Origin of the sequence: Rhodobacter flavimaris (assembly GCF_021378075.1) — a bacterium.
Taxonomy (GTDB): Bacteria; Pseudomonadota; Alphaproteobacteria; order Rhodobacterales; family Rhodobacteraceae; genus Rhodobacter; species Rhodobacter flavimaris.
Genome location: NZ_JAJUOS010000011.1, coordinates 105,011 through 121,575, shown reverse-complemented (window position 1 = coordinate 121,575; position 16,565 = coordinate 105,011). Strand labels below are relative to the sequence as shown.

The following is a 16,565-nucleotide window of genomic DNA, read 5'->3' as shown; positions in this document are numbered from 1 at the left end:
CAAAACCTCGTGCGGCGCTTCGATGGGCAGATGGTGGTGGACGATGTGTCCTTCTCGATCCCGGCGGGGCAGGTGACCTGTCTGCTTGGCCCATCGGGCTGCGGCAAATCCACGACGCTGCGGATCATCGCGGGCGTCGATATGCAGGACGCGGGCCGGATCTATGTGGACGGAAACCTTGTGTGCGACACGGTCTTCCGCGTCCCGCCCGAGCGCCGCGCCATCGGGCTGATGTTCCAGGACTTCGCGCTGTTTCCGCATCTGTCGGTGGCCGATAATGTGGCCTTCGGCCTCAAGGGCAGCAAGGAAGAAAAGCGCACCCGGGTGACCGAACTGCTCGACCGGGTGCGTCTGCTCAAGCATATCGACAACTTCCCGCATTCCCTGTCCGGGGGCGAGCAGCAGCGCGTTGCGCTGGCCCGCGCCTTGGCGCCGCGCCCGCGCATATTGCTGATGGACGAGCCCTTCTCAGGGCTCGATGAACGTCTGCGCGACGGTATCCGCGACGAGACGCTGGCGCTTTTGAAGGAAGAGGGCACCGCCGTTTTGCTGGTCACGCATGAGCCGCATGAGGCGATGCGCATGGCCGACCAGATCCTGCTGATGCGTGGTGGCAAGATCGTGCAGCGCGGCGCGCCCTACAACCTTTACAACGCGCCAGTTGACCGGGCGGCTGCGGCGTTCTTTTCGGATATCAACGTGCTCAAGGGCCGGGTGAAAGGCGCGCTGACCGCGACGCCCTTCGGCGATTTCCTGACGCCGGGCCACGCGGACGGCGCCGAGATCGACATCGTGATCCGCCCGCAGCACCTCAAGATCGACTTTGACAGGGCGGGGCGCGGCCCGAACCCGACCGTGCAGGACGGCACGCCCGCGCGTGGCGTGGTCGAACGCGCGCGCTTCATGGGCCGCGAAAGCCTTGTCGAGTTTCGCATGGATTTCGACGGCTCGATCCTGCGCGCCACTGTGCCCAACGTGTTCTTGCCGAAGCCCGGCACGCCGATGTGGCTGATGATCCGCCGCGACCGATGTTTCGTCTTCGGCGCGAAGGCATGAAAAAAGGCGCCCCGCAGGGCGCCTTTTGCATTCCTTGGCCCGGGATCACACCGCGCGGATCGGCGTGACCTTGCCCTTGGGGCCGTTGTCGGCGTTCTGGTCGATGAACTCCAGCACCAGCGGGCGGATGTTGTTGCGCCAGCTCGAACCGGCGAAGATGCCGTAGTGACCGGCGCCGGGCTCAAGGTGCTGGGCCTTCTTGCTTTCCGGCAGGCCGGTGCACAGGCGCAGCGCGGCGACGCACTGGCCGGGGGCCGAGATGTCGTCGTTCGAGCCTTCGACGGTCTTCACGGCAACATCGGTGATCTTGCCGATATCGACGCGCTTGCCGTTCACGGTGAAGGTGTTCTGCGCGATCTCGAGGCCTTTGAAGATACGCTCGACCGTCGAGAGGTAGAATTCGGCGGTCATGTCCATGACGGCCAGGTATTCATCGTAGAACACGTTGTGGTGGTCGTGCTCGGAGCCTTCGCCCTTGGCTTCGGCGACGATCTTGTCTTTGAAGGCGGCGGTGTGCTTGTCCATGTTCATCGAGATGAACGAGGCAAGCTGCATCAGGCCCGGATAGACCATGCGGCCCGCGCCCTTGTATTTGAAGCCCACGCGCTGGATTACCATGTGCTCAAGCTGGCCCATGGTCACGCGCGCGCCGAAGTCGGTCACTTCGGTTGCTGCGGCGTCGGGGTCGATCGGGCCGCCGATCAGGGTCAGCGTGCGCGGCTGCGCGGCCGGGTCTTCCTCGGCCAGGTAGGCGGTCGCGGCAAGGGTGAGAGGGGCGGGCTGACACACGGCGATGACGTTGATGTCGGGGCCGAGGTATTTCATGAAATCGACAAGATAGAGCGTGTAGTCTTCGATATCGAACTTGCCTTCGGATACCGGGATATCACGCGCGTTATGCCAGTCGGTCACATAGACATCTGCATCGGGGAGCAGCGAGGCGACCGTCGAGCGCAGCAGGGTCGCGTAGTGGCCCGACATCGGCGCAACCAGCATGATGCGGCGCTTCATCGGGGCGCGGCCCTGAACCGCGAAGTGGATCAGCGATCCGAATGGTTTGTCGACCAGGGTTTCGACCGAGACGACATGGTCACGCCCATCGGCACCGGCGATCGAACGGATGCCCCAGTCGGGCTTGATGACCATGCGCGCGAAGCTGCGCTCGGTCACGCGGCCCCAGGCGGAGAGCAGCTTGAACATCGGGTGCGGCGCGAGGCCCCAGACCGGGTAGGACGCCATGGCACGGGCGGATGCACCCATCCATTCGTTGGTGTTCCTGATGGTCTCCATCAGGTCGTAACGCATCATGCCTTTCATACACACTCCTCGGCCCGCAGGCTCTCCCCGAAAACGCTGCTTTACCCTCCTGTAATAGCAACGCTATGCTGTTACCAAAAAGGATAGGGAGGGAATAGCATTATGGCAACAAAAGAGGAAACTCTAAATGCTGCATCGCAGCAATTTCAGGAGAACCTCGTCAAGATCGAGGCTTTGACGCAACGCCTCATCGAAGCCTTGTCGCGCAAGCGCCCGCCCAATCCTGCCCTCGAAGGGCCCGGGATGGACTTCTATCTCACCACCGGCGCCGCTTTTTTAAAGGAATTGTCCGATAATCCGGCAAAAATGCTGGAAGCCCAGGTTTCCTACTGGGGTCAGGCGATGAAACATTATGTCGAAGCTTCCCATGCACTGGCGCAGGGCGGCCTCAAGGCACCTGCCGATCCGGGCCCTTCCGACCGCCGTTTTGCCAACCCGCTTTGGGATACCCACCCCTATTTCAACTTCATCAAGAAGCAGTATCTGATCTCGTCGCAGGCGATGGAGGACGCCGTCAGCCGAATCGATGGACTCGATCCGATCGATCGCAGGCGGCTCGATTACTTCACGCGGCAGATCATCGACATGATGTCGCCGACGAACTTCCTTGCGACAAACCCCGATGCGCTCGAACGCGCCGTCGCCACCGAAGGGGCGAGCCTTGTCAAAGGGCTTGAGAACCTCGTGCGCGATATCGAGGACAGCCAGGGCGAGTTTGTCGTCACCCTCTCGGACAAGACCGCCTTTACCGTCGGGCAGAACATCGGCACCGCCGAGGGCTCGGTCGTCTATCGCAACCGGATGATGGAGCTGATCCAGTACAAGCCCACCACCGAGACGGTCCACAAGACACCCCTGATCATCTTCCCACCGTGGATCAACAAGTTCTACATCCTTGACCTGAAGCCGGTGAACTCGCTGATCCGCTGGATCGTCGATCAGGGCTTCACCCTGTTCGTGGTCAGCTGGAAGAACCCCGATCAGAGCTATGCCGATGTCGGCATGGATACCTATATCGAGGAAGGCTACCTGACCGCGATCGAGCAGGTGAAGCAGATCACCGGCGAGAAGAAGGTCAACACCGTCGGTTATTGCATCGCGGGCACGACGCTGAGCCTGACGCTCGCGCTGCTTGAGAAGCGCAAGGACAAGTCGATCAACTCGGCCACCTTCTTCACCACGCTTACCGACTTCTCGGATCAGGGCGAGTTCGCCGTCTATCTGCAGGACGACTTCGTGGATGGGATCGAGGCGCAATGCATGGCCGATGGCATCTTGTCGAGCCATTTCATGACGCGCACCTTCAGCTTCCTGCGTGCGAATGACCTGATCTACCAGCCCGCGATCCGCAGCTACATGATGGGCGAATCTCCGCCCGCCTTCGATCTGCTGTTCTGGAATGGCGACTCGACGAACCTGCCGGGCCGGATGGCGGTCGAATACCTGCGCGGCCTGTGCCAGGGCGACACCTTCACCAAGGACGGCTTCTCGATCCTGGGCGAGACGCTGCATGTCTCGGGCGTCAAGGTGCCGCTTTGCGCCATCGCCTGCGAGACCGACCATATCGCGCCCTGGATCGCCTCGTTCAACGGGGTGGCGCAGATGGGCTCGTCGGACAAGACCTTCATCCTCTCAGAGTCGGGCCACATCGCCGGGATCGTGAACCCGCCGTCGAAGAAGAAGTATGGCCACTACACCTCAGAGGCGCCGGTGCATAACCCCAACGAGTGGAAGGGGCAGGCGACCTACCACGAGGGCAGCTGGTGGCCGCGCTGGGGCGAGTGGCTTGCCGCGCGCTCGGGGCGGATGGTCGCGGCGCGCGAGCCGGGCGATGAAAAGCACCCCGTTCTGGGACCGGCGCCGGGCACCTATGTGGCCGAAGTCGTGAAGGTCTGAACGGCCCGATTTTCTTCATCCAAAAAAATTTCTGCACCGCAGCATTTTTCCTTGAATTGCTGCGGTGCGGCATTTATATACGTTACGTAAGCGAACGGGCCCTCGCCACCGATCTTCCTCCCGGGCCCCTGAAAATGGAGCACACCAATGGCTAAGACCCAAGATTTCACCAAGATCGTTCAAGACATGATGTCCTCGATGCCGATCGACACCGCCAAGTACCAGGAAGCCCTCAAGTCGCAGGCTGCCCTGGGCGAGAAAATGACCAAGGTTGCCCTGGACGCTGCCGAGAAATCGACCGAGATCTCGTCGAAGTGGGCCAAGGACACCATCGCCAAGGTCGGCACCCTCGCCAAGACCAAGGAAGAGCCGGCCGACTACGCCAAAGCCGTGAGCGATTTCGCTTCGGCCGCTGCTGAAATGGCTGCTGAAAACCTCGCCGCTTTCGCCGAAGTCGCGAAGAAGGTCCAGATGGAAACCGTCGAGCTGATGATGGCTGCTGGCAAGGACTTCCAGGAAGACGCGACCGCCGCGGTGAAGAAAGCCACCGAGGAAGTGACCGCCGTCGCCAAGAAAGCGACCTCGGCCGCGAAGTAATTCTGCCGCGAGCCGGCTCCTTCCTCCCAGCCGGACACGGTATCCTAAGGGCGGGCTTCGGCCTGCCCTTTTCTTTTGTTGCTTTTGGCGGTGCGGCGCTTAATCATTGCTGCGCTGCCAATAACAAGGGAGGACCCGATGTCTGACGAAGCGAAGCCGTTGCTGATCAAGCGCTATGCCAGCCGTCGCCTGTATAATACGGAAACCAGCGACTATGTGACGCTTGAAGATATCGCGAGCTTCATCCGGGATGGCCGCGAGGTTCAGATCGTCGATCTCAAGAGCGGCGATGACCTGACCCGCCAATACCTGCTTCAAATCATTGCCGAGCATGAAAGCCGTGGCGAGAATGTGCTGCCGGTGGACGTGCTGACCGATCTGGTGCGCAGCTACACCACTTCGGCGCAATCGGTCGTGCCGCAGTTCCTGGCCGCATCCTTCGAGATGCTGCGCGAGGGGCAGTCGCAGCTGATGGAGCAGTTCACCGCCTTCCCGAACCCGATGGCGAATATGCCGGGCTTCGACGCGCTGCAGCGTCAGCAGCAGGCCTTCCTGAAGTCGATGATGGCGGGCTGGGGAAGCGCGGGCTCGTCGGGGCCGGAAATGGAATCGGCTGACGGCGCCCCCGCCAAGGATCGCGACGAGTTGAACGCGATCAAGAAGCAGCTGGCGGATCTGCAGTCGAAACTCTCGAAGCTCTGATTCCCCGGGCGTGCAGGGGCATCCCTGCCACGCGCCCCAAGGGACAAATGAAAAGGGCGGCCTTCGCGGGCCGCCCTTTTGGTATTCTGCGTCAGACGAGGCGGCTTTGCTCTTTCGCCGCTTTCACGAAGCCCGCGAACAGCGGGTGGGGCGCGAAGGGTTTCGACTTCAGCTCCGGGTGGAACTGCACGCCGATGAACCACGGGTGGCCCTTGTGCTCGACGATCTCGGGCAGGCGGCCATCGGGCGACATGCCCGAGAAGACCAGCCCGCAGGTCTCAAGCTTGTCGCGGTATTTCACGTCCACCTCGTAGCGGTGGCGGTGGCGCTCCTCGATATTGGTCGCGCCGTAAACCTCGGCCACTTTCGAGCCGTCCTTGAGTACGGCGTCATAGGCGCCAAGGCGCATGGTGCCGCCCTTGTCGTCGGAGACCTTGCGCTCGACCCGGTGGTTGCCCTGCACCCATTCCTTGAGGTGATAGACGACCGGGGTGAAGCGCTTCTTGCCGGCCTCGTGGTCGAATTCCTCCGAGCCCGCATCGGTCACACCGGCCAGATTGCGCGCGGCCTCGATCACGGCCATCTGCATGCCTAGGCAGATGCCCAGGTAGGGGATGCCCTTTTCGCGCGCATATTGCGCGGCGCGGATCTTGCCCTCGGTGCCGCGCTCGCCAAAGCCGCCGGGCACGAGAATGGCGTTGAACCGCTCCAGGTGCGGAGCGGGGTCTTCGCGCTCGAAAATCTCGGCGTCGATCCACTCGGCTTTCACGCGGACACGGTTCGCCATGCCGCCATGGGTCAGCGCCTCGGCGATCGACTTGTAGGCGTCTTCCAGCTGCACGTATTTACCGACGATGGCCACGCGCACCTCGCCTTCGGCATTGCTCAGGCGATCCATCACGTCTTCCCAACGGGTCATGTCGGGCTTCGGCGCGGGCGAGATGCCGAAGGCATCCAGCACGGCCTGGTCGAGGCCCACGCGGTGATAGGCCAGCGGTGCCTCGTAGATCGACTTAAGGTCATAGGCAGGGATCACGGCATCCGGGCGCACGTTGCAGAACAGTGCGATCTTGGCGCGTTCCTTGTCCGGGATCGGGTGCTCCGAGCGGCAGACCAGAACGTCTGGTTGCAGACCGATCGAGCGTAGTTCTTTGACCGAGTGCTGGGTGGGTTTGGTCTTCAGCTCGCCCGAGGCCGCGAGGTAGGGCAGCAGCGTCAGGTGCATGAAGATGCACTGGCCGCGCGGGCGGTCCTGCGCGAACTGGCGGATGGCTTCGAAGAAGGGCAGGCCCTCGATGTCGCCGACGGTGCCGCCAATCTCGCAGAGCATGAAATCGACCTCGTCATCGCCCACCGCGATGAAGTCCTTGATCTCGTTGGTGACGTGCGGAATGACTTGGATGGTCTTGCCGAGGTATTCGCCGCGGCGCTCCTTTTCCAGCACGTTCGAGTAGATCCGGCCGGACGAGACCGAGTCGGTCTTGCGGCAGGCGACGCCCGTGAAGCGTTCGTAGTGGCCCAGGTCGAGGTCGGTTTCGGCGCCGTCGTCGGTCACGAAGACCTCGCCATGCTCGAAGGGCGACATCGTGCCCGGATCGACGTTCAGATAGGGGTCGAGTTTGCGCAGGCGGACCGAGAAGCCGCGCGCCTGCAAAAGTGCGCCAAGTGCTGCCGAGGCAAGCCCTTTGCCAAGCGACGACACCACACCGCCGGTGATGAAGACATATCTTGCCATGGAAACCCCCGTGAGCAGCAAAAATCTGGATTATTCCCGATCCCAATAGGACCAAGATCACGGGATTTAATGCTTACACGATTCGCGGCACGCCCGCAACCGGACCGCAAGCAGTTGAGTAGGCTGGGGCAAAATGCCCTATTTCTGGGGTCAGTTCGCCGGAGGCGGCGTAACCGGCGCATCGGTTGCCGCGGGCGGCAGATCTGCGCTCGGCACGGCAGGCGCGGGCGCTTCGAGCGGAGCCGCGGTGCGATCGACGACCGAGCCCTCATCCGCGTTGCGCGCAGCGATAATGGTCAGCGTCACCGAGGTAATCAGGAAGCCCGTCGCCAGAATCCAGGTCAGTTTCGTCAGCGCATTCGCCGCCTGACGGCCCGACATGACGCCGCCGCCACCGCCACCGCCCATGCCAAGGCCGCCCCCTTCGGAGCGTTGCAGGAGCACCACGCCGATCATCAGAAGCGCGAGGATCAGGTGAACGGAGAGGATGACGTTTTCCATGCGGGCACGGACCTTCTTTCTGCCGACGCGCCTACTTAGGCGTATACGTCCGCGCTGGCAAGGCCCTTTGGCCGGTGCCGTGGCGATCCGCGTGCGCCCCGCACGGGATAAGCTGCAAAAGATGTGCCGCAGGCCCGAAAAACAGGTTCCATGCGCCCGCGCCCCCCGCTATATGGTGCACGGTTTTGCAACCCTCGAGGAGAGAGACATGGCCAATGTCGTGGTGGTCGGCGCCCAGTGGGGCGACGAAGGCAAGGGCAAGATCGTTGACTGGCTCAGCGAACGCGCCGATGTGATCGCGCGCTTTCAGGGCGGGCACAATGCGGGCCACACGCTGGTCATTGATGGCAAGGTGTACAAGCTGAACGCGCTGCCCTCGGGTGTGGTGCGCGGCGGCAAGCTCAGCGTCATCGGCAATGGCGTCGTGCTGGACCCCTGGCATCTGGTCAAGGAAATCGCCTCGATCCGCGAGCAGGGCGTGGATATCAGCCCCGAAACGCTGATGATCGCCGAGAACACCCCCCTCATCATGCCGTTCCACGGTGAGCTCGACCGCGCCCGCGAGGCGCTCGCCTCGGTCGCCAAGATCGGCACGACCGGTCGCGGCATCGGCCCGTGCTACGAGGACAAGGTTGGCCGCCGCGTGATCCGCGTTGCCGACCTCGCCGATCCGGCCACGCTGGAACTGCGCGTTGATCGCGCGCTGGTGCACCACAACGCCCTGCGCCTCGGTCTGGGCCTCGAGCCGGTGGACAAGATCGCGCTCCTAGAAAAGCTCAATGAAATCGCCCCCGAAATCCTGCAATACGCAGCCCCGGTCTGGAAGGTGCTCAACGAGAAGCGCCGCGCCGGCAAGCGCATCCTCTTCGAGGGCGCGCAGGGCTCGCTTCTGGATATCGACTTTGGCACCTATCCCTTCGTGACCTCGTCGAACGTCATCGCCGGTCAGGCGGCGACGGGCGTGGGCCTTGGCCCGAATGCCATCGACTTCGTCTTGGGCATCGTGAAGGCCTATACCACCCGCGTGGGCGAAGGCCCGTTCCCGTCGGAACTGCATGACGAGAACGGCGAGCGCCTTGGCACCCGTGGCCGCGAATTCGGCACCGTCACCGGGCGCAAGCGCCGCTGCGGCTGGTTCGACGCGGCTCTGGTGCGCCAGACCTGCGCCATCTCGGGCATTAACGGCATCGCGCTGACCAAGCTCGATGTGCTCGACGGGTTCGAGACGATCAAGATCTGCACCGGCTACGAGCTGGACGGCGAGGTTCTCGACTACCTGCCGACCGCCTCGGACCAGCAGGCGCGCTGCAAGCCGATCTACGAAGAGGTCGAAGGCTGGAGCCAGTCGACCGAGGGCGCGCGTTCGTGGAACGATCTGCCGGGCGCCGCGGTGAAATACGTCCGCCGCATCGAAGAGCTGATCCAGTGCCCCGTTGCGCTGCTTTCGACCAGCCCCGAGCGCGACGACACGATCCTTGTCACCGACCCCTTCGAGGACTGAGCCGGTGGCCCTGTCCTATAAGGCGCGCCGGCGCCTCTCGATCCTGGTCCTCGTGGTAGGGCTGCCGCTGTATATCATGGTGGCGGTCACGCTGACGGGCTGGCTGAACGAGCGGTTCGGACGCCTGCCGATCTGGGGCGAGCTGCTCGTCTATGTGGGGCTTGGGTTCCTGTGGATGCTGCCGCTCAAGCCGGTCTTCACCGGGGTAGGGCGCGAAGATCCCGACGCGAAAAAGTAAAAGGAGGGGCAAATGCCCCTCCTTTTCATTTCACGGTCTTGCAATCAGGCGCTCTTGCTTTCGTCGTAATAGCGCGAGGCCTTGGCGATGGCGTACTGCCCGCGACGGACCTTTTCGATCTTACCCTGCCGCAGCAGCGCGCCGAAGCCGCGCAGGCGTTCCTCGCGCGAGGTTTCGGCGCATTCGCTGACCGAGGCAATCTTGCGCATCACCTGCGGGGGCGAGAAATGCGGGCGGCCCTCGACCTGCGCGGTATAGGCGGCAGCCGCTTCGAGCAGTTCAGTCAGGCCCTGGGCGCCACGTGCCTCGGCGAATTCGGCGAAGCTCGCGGCTTCGCTCGGGGCCATCGGCGGCAGGTCGGCCTCGGCGAACTCGACCAGTTCGTCCTCGGGCGAGATATTGGCGACGAGGCGGCTGGGTATGCGGCGCGGGCGCACCACCGGGGCGGTGGGCGGCACGGTCTCGCTGTCGCGGTCGATGCGCTGTGCGGAGACCAGAACCAGCGGTGCGGGGCGCGCTTCGCTCAGTTCCGGACGCGGCGTCGAGGGTTCTGCTTGCAAGGGGCGGCGCGGGCGCACAGCCTCACTCAGGTCGGCGCGATAGGGGCCGGTCTGGTCTTCGGCCTTGGGCGCGGTCTTTGAGCGGCGGTCGGCAACGGTCGCGGCGACGGCGGCCTTAAGATGCGCAATCGCCGAGAAACGGCGGCGGTTCTCGCGCCCGGCCAGCTGCTCGTCGGCCTTCTCCATCAGGCGCGAGACATCGGCGTCGTGCTCGGCCGACATCGCGGCATGGTCGAGGCCGCGCGGCTCTTCAGCGGCGGGCAGTTCGGGTTCGAAAACCGGCTCGACGGGGGCTTCGAGCTCGGCGGTATCTTCGGCGGGTTCGAATTCGACGGGCGCTTCGACAGGCTCGGGAACAGCGAATTCTTCAACGGGCTCGATCCCGGCAACGGCTTCCGCCACAACTTCGACGGCAATCTCGTCCTCGACAAGATCGAAGGGAACCGGCTCGATTTCCGGTTCCGGCAGAGGTTCGATCATCTCGGCCGTTTCCTCGACGGTCTCGCTCTGGTTGCGCAATGCGCGCAGTTCGGCCAGCAGATCGTCCTCGGCTTCCGTCTCGGCCGCCGGAGCTTCGTCAACCAGAACGCGGCGCAGCGGCCCGACCGGCGTTTGCAGCACGAGGGGCTCTTCCTCCTCCTGCTCTTCCTGGATCGCTGGGGCGGGGGCATCCTCGACCGCCGCCGATTCGGCTTGCAGCATCGCGGTCAGTTCCGAAACCGGCGTGATCTCGTCGAGTTCATCTTCGACCGGAAGAACTGGCTCGGGCGCAACGGGCGCAGTCAGTTCGGCCGCCGTTTGGGCCAGAACGGCAGCACGCGCGGCACGGCGCGAGGCACGACGACGGGCGGCGGCGTCGGGGTCGGCGGCGAAGGTCGGCGTCGGGGCAGGTTCTTGCTCGGCCACGACTTCGGGCTCGGCATTCACCTCCGCGGCCTCGACCGGGCCGGAAATATCGAGCTGGTAGCCGAAATCCTCGCTCTCGGCGAAGCTGGTTTCCGCTGCGGGGTCGGGCGCGATCTCGGCCTCTTCCGCAAGAGCGTCCGGCTGCACGGCGGCGGTGCGTGCAGATGCCACCGCGGCGCGGATGCGCTGAAGCTTTGCGGCCACCGAATCCTCTGCCACGGCGGGCTGCGGGGCCGGGGCGGGCTGCGTGACAGGCTCGGGCGCCGGTGCGGCAGCGGCAGGCGCGGGATGGGCCACGGGCTCGGGGGCAGCCTCTTCGATCTGCGGGCGCAGCACGACGCCATTGGCCTGGATCTTGGCCTCCACGCGGCGCTGAATTTCGCGCTCTGCGATGCGGTGAAGCATTTCGGCATCGGGCTGCGGCGGTTCTGCGCCGAAGTAGCGGTCATCCGCGGCCAGGTCGCGGAAATACTCGGCTATGGCCTTCATGGTGGTGAAAGGCTCGTCAAAGCCCTCCAGCGTGCAGGAGAAGGTCCCGTAGGACACGGTGAGGATCTTACTCGCACCAACCATGGAACTCTCGCTTTCTTCTAAACCGACGTCCGGCCACGATCAGGGTGAACTGGTTCTTTAGCGTGAACGAAAAAAGGCAAACTCAGGGAATTTTTCCGGTCTCGATTGTAATTACGTGCCTTAATCGGCATCAATCATGCCATGACGGTCGAATTTGTCCACATTTCTGGCGGAGTTACGTTGCTCGGTGGAGGCGCCGTCGCAGCCGACGATCTGCAATCCGCGCTCACAATTGCGCCCAGATTGATCGCGGCTGACGGGGGCGGGGATCGCGCGTTGGAGCTGGGCACGATGCCCGAGGCGGTGATCGGCGACATGGACAGCCTGAGCGCAGCTGCACGCGCGCGTCTGGCGGGCCGTATCCATGAAATCGCCGAGCAGGACAGCACCGATTTCGGAAAATGCCTGACCCATGTGCGCGCCGAATTCTATCTTGCGCTCGGCTTTACCGGGCTGCGGCTGGATCACACGCTTGCCACGCTGAACGAGGTGGCGCAGCGCGCGGGCCAACGCATCCTGCTGATCGGCGAGGAGGACGTGATCTTCCGCGCGCCCGAGGCACTGGCGCTTGATCTGCCGCCCGGCGCGCGGTTCTCGATCTTTCCCTTTGGCCGGGTCGCGGGGCGCTCGGAAGGGCTGCGCTGGCCGATCGACGGGCTGGAACTGACCCCCGATGGCCGCGTGGGCACCTCGAACGAGGTCGTGGGCGCGGTGCGGCTGTGGCTTAGCGGCCCGGCACTGATCCTACTGCCGAAGCCGCATTTGCCAGCCGCACTTTCCGCGCTTGCGCTGCGGTGACGCGCTCGCGGTGGATGATGTAGAGGCCGGAACCCGTAATGATCGCGACGCCGATCCAGGTCAGAAGGTTCGGGAAATCGTCGAAGAAGACATAGCCGAACAGTGTGGCGGTCAGCATCTCGAAATAATGGAGCGGTGCCAGCGTCGACGACGGCGCCAGTTTCAGCGCATAGGTCATTGACATGTGGCTGATCGTGGCAGCAAGGCCTACGCAGAAGACCCAAAGCCAGAAGATGCCTTGGGGCAGGGCGAAGGATACCTCCTTGAGGCCCGCCGCGGTGCCAAGCGCCAGCAGTGGCACGCAGAGTACGGCGGCAACCAGCGCAGTGTGCAGCTGCATCGTCACCGGGTGCATGTGCCGCGACAGCGCGCGGGTCAGCAGCATGTAAAGCGCAAAGCAGACCGCCGTCCCAAGCGGGAATAGCGCCACCGGCCCGAAAGTGATGAACGAGGGTTGGATGACGAACAGCGCGCCGATGAAGCCCACGACCGAGGCGCCAAGCCGGCGCGGCCCGACCTCTTCGCCCATGACGAAGCGGCCGATCAGCAGGATGACGAAGGGCTCAACAAAGGCAATGGCCAGCGCGTCCGCGATCGGCATGACCTGCACCGCAGCAACGAAGCAATAGGTCGCGAGGATCGAGACCGCCGCCCGCGCAACCAGCAACCTTGCTGCCGTGCCAGAAATGCGCCAGCGCAGCCGCATCGCCAGAACGATGGGTGCCATCAGCGCGGCTTGCACCACGAAACGCCCAAGCGTGACCGTGCCCACCGGGACCGATTGCGCGGCCAGTTTCGAGGCCACGTCGATCAGGGGCGCAATCACACAAAAGCCCAGCATCAGGGCGATGCCGGGAAAGATTCGGTCATGTTCGCTCATAAGCTCGGGCTATCTTGCGCCCGAGATGCCGTCCATCCTGAAAGCGACGGCTTCGCGCGTCGTTTTACTCGGGCCCGTAGAAAGCCGCGCGAAATGAAAAGGCCCGCGCCGGGCGCGGGCCTGAGATGGGTCAGCCCATCCGTTCCGAGGCGTAGGAGCCCGGCGAGGCCGGGAAGACCACCGTCTTGTTGCCGTTGATGAACGAGCGGTGGTGGATATGGGCGTGGATCGCGCGGCTGAGCACCTGCGCCTCGACGTCGCGGCCGAGCGAGACATAGTCATCAGGCGATTGCGCATGGGTGATGCGCACGGTGTCCTGCTCGATGATCGGGCCCTCGTCGAGGTCGGCGGTCACATAGTGGGCCGTCGCGCCGATCAGCTTCACGCCGCGCTCATAGGCCTGCTTGTAGGGATTCGCACCCTTGAAGGACGGCAGGAACGAGTGGTGAATGTTGATGATCCGGCCCGACATCTTCTCGCAGAGCTGGTCCGACAGGATCTGCATGTAGCGCGCCAGCACGACCAGCTCGGCCCCGGTGTCCTCGACGACCGACATCAGCTGCGCCTCGGCCACCGGCTTGTTCTCCTTGGTCACCTTGATGTGGTGGAAGGGGATGTCGTGGTTCACCACCACCTTCTGATAAGTCAGGTGGTTCGAGATGACGCCGACGATTTCGATCGGCAGCGCGCCGATGCGCCAGCGATAAAGCAGGTCGTTCAGGCAGTGGCCGAAGTTCGACACCATCAGCAGCACCTTCATCTTGGTGCCCGCGTCGTGGATCGCCCATTCCATCGCGAACTTGTCGGCAACGGCGGTGAAGCCCTCGCGCAGCTTGTCCATCCCCACGCCCTTTTCCGAGCTGAAGTGCACGCGCATGAAGAACTGACCGGTCAGCGTGTCGTCGAACTGATGCGAGTCGGTCAGGTTGCAGCCGCTGTCCGCGAGGTAGTTCGCGATCGCCGCGACGATGCCGCGCGTCGAGGGGCATTGCACGGTAAGAACGTAAGAGCTCATTTGCGTTTCCTTCATCTCGCCGGAGTGGCGGTGGTGTCTGGCGCACAATCGGGCCGAAGGCGGTTGCGCGCCAGCCGGGAAGCGACGCGGCAATCGCGAAAATCGACCTGAGGCGCGTCGCAAATGCGTCGCCGGTTTCCGATAGTGGAGGGCAGGCAGCAAAAAGGGCCGGGGATGAGCCCGGCCCTTGAACGCTGTGCGCAGTCTCATATCTGCTTTTCGGGGATGTGCACGACCAAGCCGTCCAGCTCGGGCGTGACCTTGATCTGGCAGGTCAGGCGCGAGCGCGCCGGATCGGGATGCCAGGCAAAATCGAGCATGTCCTCTTCCATCGAGTCCTTGGCGGGCAGTCGGTCGGCCCAGGCTTCATCGACGTAGACATGGCAGGTCGAGCAGGCGCAGGCGCCGCCGCAATCGGCGTCGATGCCGGGCACGCCATTGTCGCGCGCACCTTCCATGACGGTCGCGCCGGGTTTCACCTCGACCTCGTGGCGGGTGCCGTTGTGTTCGATATAGATGATCTTCGCCATGTCTCGTTCCGTCTTTTGGCCCGCGGGCCGCCCTATTGCGTTGGCCCTGATTTAGGACATGCCCCGCGCAATGACCAGAGTAACGCGGCCAAACGGGCAATCCGTCGCGGTAAAATCCCTTCCGACAAAAGAAAAGGCGCCCCGCAGGGCGCCTTTCGCGTCGGGGGAAGCGGCGATCACTCGATCGGCAGCGCCATGAAGCGCGGCTCGCCGGCGCGGCGGATCAGCAGCAGCACGGACTTGCGGCCGGCATCCTTTGCCTCTTCGATCCGCTCCTCAAGCTCGGAGATTTCCGCGACCGGCTGCTGGCCCGCTTCGACGATCAGATCGCCGGTGCGCAGGCCCTTCTCGAAGGCCGCGCTGTCCTCGGCGATTTCCTTGATGACAAGGCCCGTCGTGCCCGAGGGCAGGCCCATCTCGGTGGTCAGCTCGGCGGTGAGGGGGGTGACGGTCATGCCAAGCAGGCTTTTTTCGGCCTCTTGCGGCTTGGTGACGGCGGCCGGGACGGCCTCGCCCTCGGCCAGTTCGCGGCGGCCAAGCGTGACCAGCAGCGTTTCGCTCTTGCCGCCGCGCAGGACGGTGACGCGCACCGCCTGGCCCACCGGCGCATCGGCGACGCGGCGCACCAGATCGCGGGTCGATTTGACCTCGCCACCATCGAAGGAGGTGATGATGTCGCCCGCCAGAATGCCCGCCTCTTGTGCGGGGCCCTCGGGCACTTCCGAGACCAGCGCGCCTTCGGCCGCGGCAAGGCCCATCGCTTCGGCCATGTCGGCGGTCACGTCCTGGATCTTGACGCCAAGCCAGCCCCGACGGGTCTCGCCGAATTCGCGCAGTTGGCCGACGACCTTGTTGACCACATTCGCGGCCATCGAGAAGCCGATCCCGATCGAGCCGCCATTGGGCGACAGGATGGCGGTGTTCACGCCGATCACCTGGCCGTCCATGTTGAACAGCGGACCACCCGAGTTGCCACGGTTGATGGCGGCGTCGGTCTGGATGTAGTCGTCATAGGTGCCCGACAGCTCGCGGTTGCGCGCCGAAACGATGCCCGCTGACACCGAGAAGCCCTGGCCAAGCGGGTTGCCCACGGCCATGACCCAGTCGCCCACGCGCATCGCATCCGAGTCGCCGAAGCTCACGAAGGGCAGGGGCTTGGGGCTTTCGACCTTGAGCAGCGCGATGTCGGTCTTGGGATCGGTGCCGATCAGCTTGGCATCCATCGTCTCGCCCGAGAAGAACTCGACCTGGATCTCGTCGGCGTTTTCGATGACGTGGTTGTTGGTGACGATATAGCCGTCTTCTGAAATCACGAACCCCGAGCCGAGCGCGTTCGAGCGGCGCGGCCCCTGCTGGCGGTTCTGCGGCATGTTCGGGAAGCCGAAATCACGGAACAGCTCGTCAAAGGGCGACCCCTCGGGGAACTGGGGGCCATCGACGGGCGCGGCGACCACGGTCGAGGTGGTGATGTTGACGACCGACGGGCTGACCTTTTCCGCCAGATCCGCAAAGCTTTCCGGCGCGGCGCGCGCATGGGCCGGCGCGATCGGCGCAACCGCCAGCGCGATGGCCAGCATTGCAGCGCCAAGGGCGCCCGACAGGCCGTTGCGCAGGGGGGCGGGGATGGTCAGGGAAAGGGTTCGTGTCGTCATGCTTGGCTCCCGCTTGAATTATTGGCCGGGTGGTGGGGTGCCCCGGCGATACCTTTGATAAATACCTTAGCCCGGTAGGGCGCAAATGAAACACCGTCGCGAAGTCTC

At 64.0% G+C, this 16,565-nt stretch carries 15 protein-coding genes; 7 read left to right on the top strand and 8 right to left on the bottom strand.

Annotated elements, in window-relative coordinates; genetic code table 11:
- Positions 1–30: 30 nt before the first annotated feature.
- Positions 31–1,056, top strand: coding sequence for an ABC transporter ATP-binding protein (locus LZA78_RS14280; protein WP_233677607.1), 1,026 nt, complete (start codon positions 31–33; stop codon positions 1,054–1,056).
- Positions 1,057–1,101: 45 nt separating this feature from the next.
- Here the strand turns inward: LZA78_RS14280 and phaZ are convergent, their stop codons facing one another.
- Positions 1,102–2,373: a polyhydroxyalkanoate depolymerase gene (gene phaZ, locus LZA78_RS14275; protein WP_233677592.1), complete on the bottom strand. Its 1,272-nt coding sequence runs from the start codon at positions 2,371–2,373 to the stop codon at positions 1,102–1,104.
- A 102-nt stretch (positions 2,374–2,475) separates the two neighbouring features.
- On the opposite strand from phaZ, the gene phaC reads away from it, so the two are divergent.
- From phaC to phaR, 3 genes are all read left to right on the top strand, one after another.
- Positions 2,476–4,269 carry a class I poly(R)-hydroxyalkanoic acid synthase gene (gene phaC / locus LZA78_RS14270; RefSeq protein ID WP_233677591.1) on the top strand — a complete coding sequence of 598 codons (1,794 nt, stop codon included), beginning with the start codon at positions 2,476–2,478 and terminating at the stop codon, positions 4,267–4,269.
- Between the two features lie 147 nt (positions 4,270–4,416).
- Entirely contained in the window at positions 4,417–4,866 is a 450-nt protein-coding gene (locus LZA78_RS14265; protein WP_233677590.1) for a phasin family protein, read from the top strand.
- 138 nt (positions 4,867–5,004) lie between these two features.
- Entirely contained in the window at positions 5,005–5,568 is a 564-nt protein-coding gene (gene phaR / locus LZA78_RS14260) for a polyhydroxyalkanoate synthesis repressor PhaR (protein ID WP_233677589.1), read from the top strand.
- 91 nt (positions 5,569–5,659) lie between these two features.
- Here phaR and pyrG read toward each other — a convergent pair whose 3' ends face one another.
- Complete coding sequence (gene pyrG / locus LZA78_RS14255) at positions 5,660–7,303, bottom strand: CTP synthase (protein ID WP_233677588.1); 1,644 nt, start codon at positions 7,301–7,303, stop codon at positions 5,660–5,662.
- 150 nt (positions 7,304–7,453) lie between these two features.
- Positions 7,454–7,804, bottom strand: coding sequence for a preprotein translocase subunit SecG (gene secG, locus LZA78_RS14250; RefSeq protein ID WP_233677587.1), 351 nt, complete (start codon positions 7,802–7,804; stop codon positions 7,454–7,456).
- Positions 7,805–8,012: 208 nt separating this feature from the next.
- On the opposite strand from secG, the gene LZA78_RS14245 reads away from it, so the two are divergent.
- Together LZA78_RS14245 and LZA78_RS14240 are read left to right on the top strand one after the other, a co-directional pair.
- Positions 8,013–9,305 carry an adenylosuccinate synthase gene (locus LZA78_RS14245; RefSeq protein ID WP_233677586.1) on the top strand — a complete coding sequence of 431 codons (1,293 nt, stop codon included), beginning with the start codon at positions 8,013–8,015 and terminating at the stop codon, positions 9,303–9,305.
- A gap of 4 nt (positions 9,306–9,309) precedes the next feature.
- Positions 9,310–9,543: a DUF2842 domain-containing protein gene (locus tag LZA78_RS14240; RefSeq protein WP_233677585.1), complete on the top strand. Its 234-nt coding sequence runs from the start codon at positions 9,310–9,312 to the stop codon at positions 9,541–9,543.
- Positions 9,544–9,587: 44 nt separating this feature from the next.
- On the opposite strand, the gene LZA78_RS14235 is transcribed toward LZA78_RS14240, so the two are convergent.
- Complete coding sequence (locus LZA78_RS14235) at positions 9,588–11,582, bottom strand: hypothetical protein (RefSeq protein ID WP_233677584.1); 1,995 nt, start codon at positions 11,580–11,582, stop codon at positions 9,588–9,590.
- Between the two features lie 141 nt (positions 11,583–11,723).
- Between LZA78_RS14235 and LZA78_RS14230 the strand changes: the two genes are divergently transcribed.
- A complete protein-coding gene (locus tag LZA78_RS14230; RefSeq protein WP_233677583.1) occupies positions 11,724–12,380 on the top strand; it encodes a thiamine diphosphokinase in 657 nt (218 codons plus the stop codon).
- On the opposite strand, the gene LZA78_RS14225 is transcribed toward LZA78_RS14230, so the two are convergent.
- From LZA78_RS14225 to LZA78_RS14210, 4 genes are all read right to left on the bottom strand, one after another.
- Positions 12,307–13,260 (bottom strand): DMT family transporter, encoded by a 954-nt coding sequence (locus tag LZA78_RS14225; RefSeq protein WP_233677582.1) that lies wholly within the window; start codon positions 13,258–13,260, stop codon positions 12,307–12,309. The genes LZA78_RS14230 and LZA78_RS14225 overlap by 74 nt on opposite strands.
- Positions 13,261–13,390: 130 nt before the next feature.
- Positions 13,391–14,275: a formyltetrahydrofolate deformylase gene (gene purU / locus LZA78_RS14220; protein WP_233677581.1), complete on the bottom strand. Its 885-nt coding sequence runs from the start codon at positions 14,273–14,275 to the stop codon at positions 13,391–13,393.
- A gap of 206 nt (positions 14,276–14,481) precedes the next feature.
- On the bottom strand, positions 14,482–14,805 hold the full coding sequence (locus LZA78_RS14215) for a 2Fe-2S iron-sulfur cluster-binding protein (RefSeq protein WP_233677580.1): 324 nt from the start codon (positions 14,803–14,805) through the stop codon (positions 14,482–14,484).
- Positions 14,806–14,981: 176 nt separating this feature from the next.
- The gene (locus LZA78_RS14210) at positions 14,982–16,457 is read right to left on the bottom strand and encodes a DegQ family serine endoprotease (RefSeq protein WP_438811084.1); all 1,476 of its coding nucleotides are present in this window, start codon (positions 16,455–16,457) and stop codon (positions 14,982–14,984) included.
- Positions 16,458–16,565 lie beyond the last annotated feature (108 nt).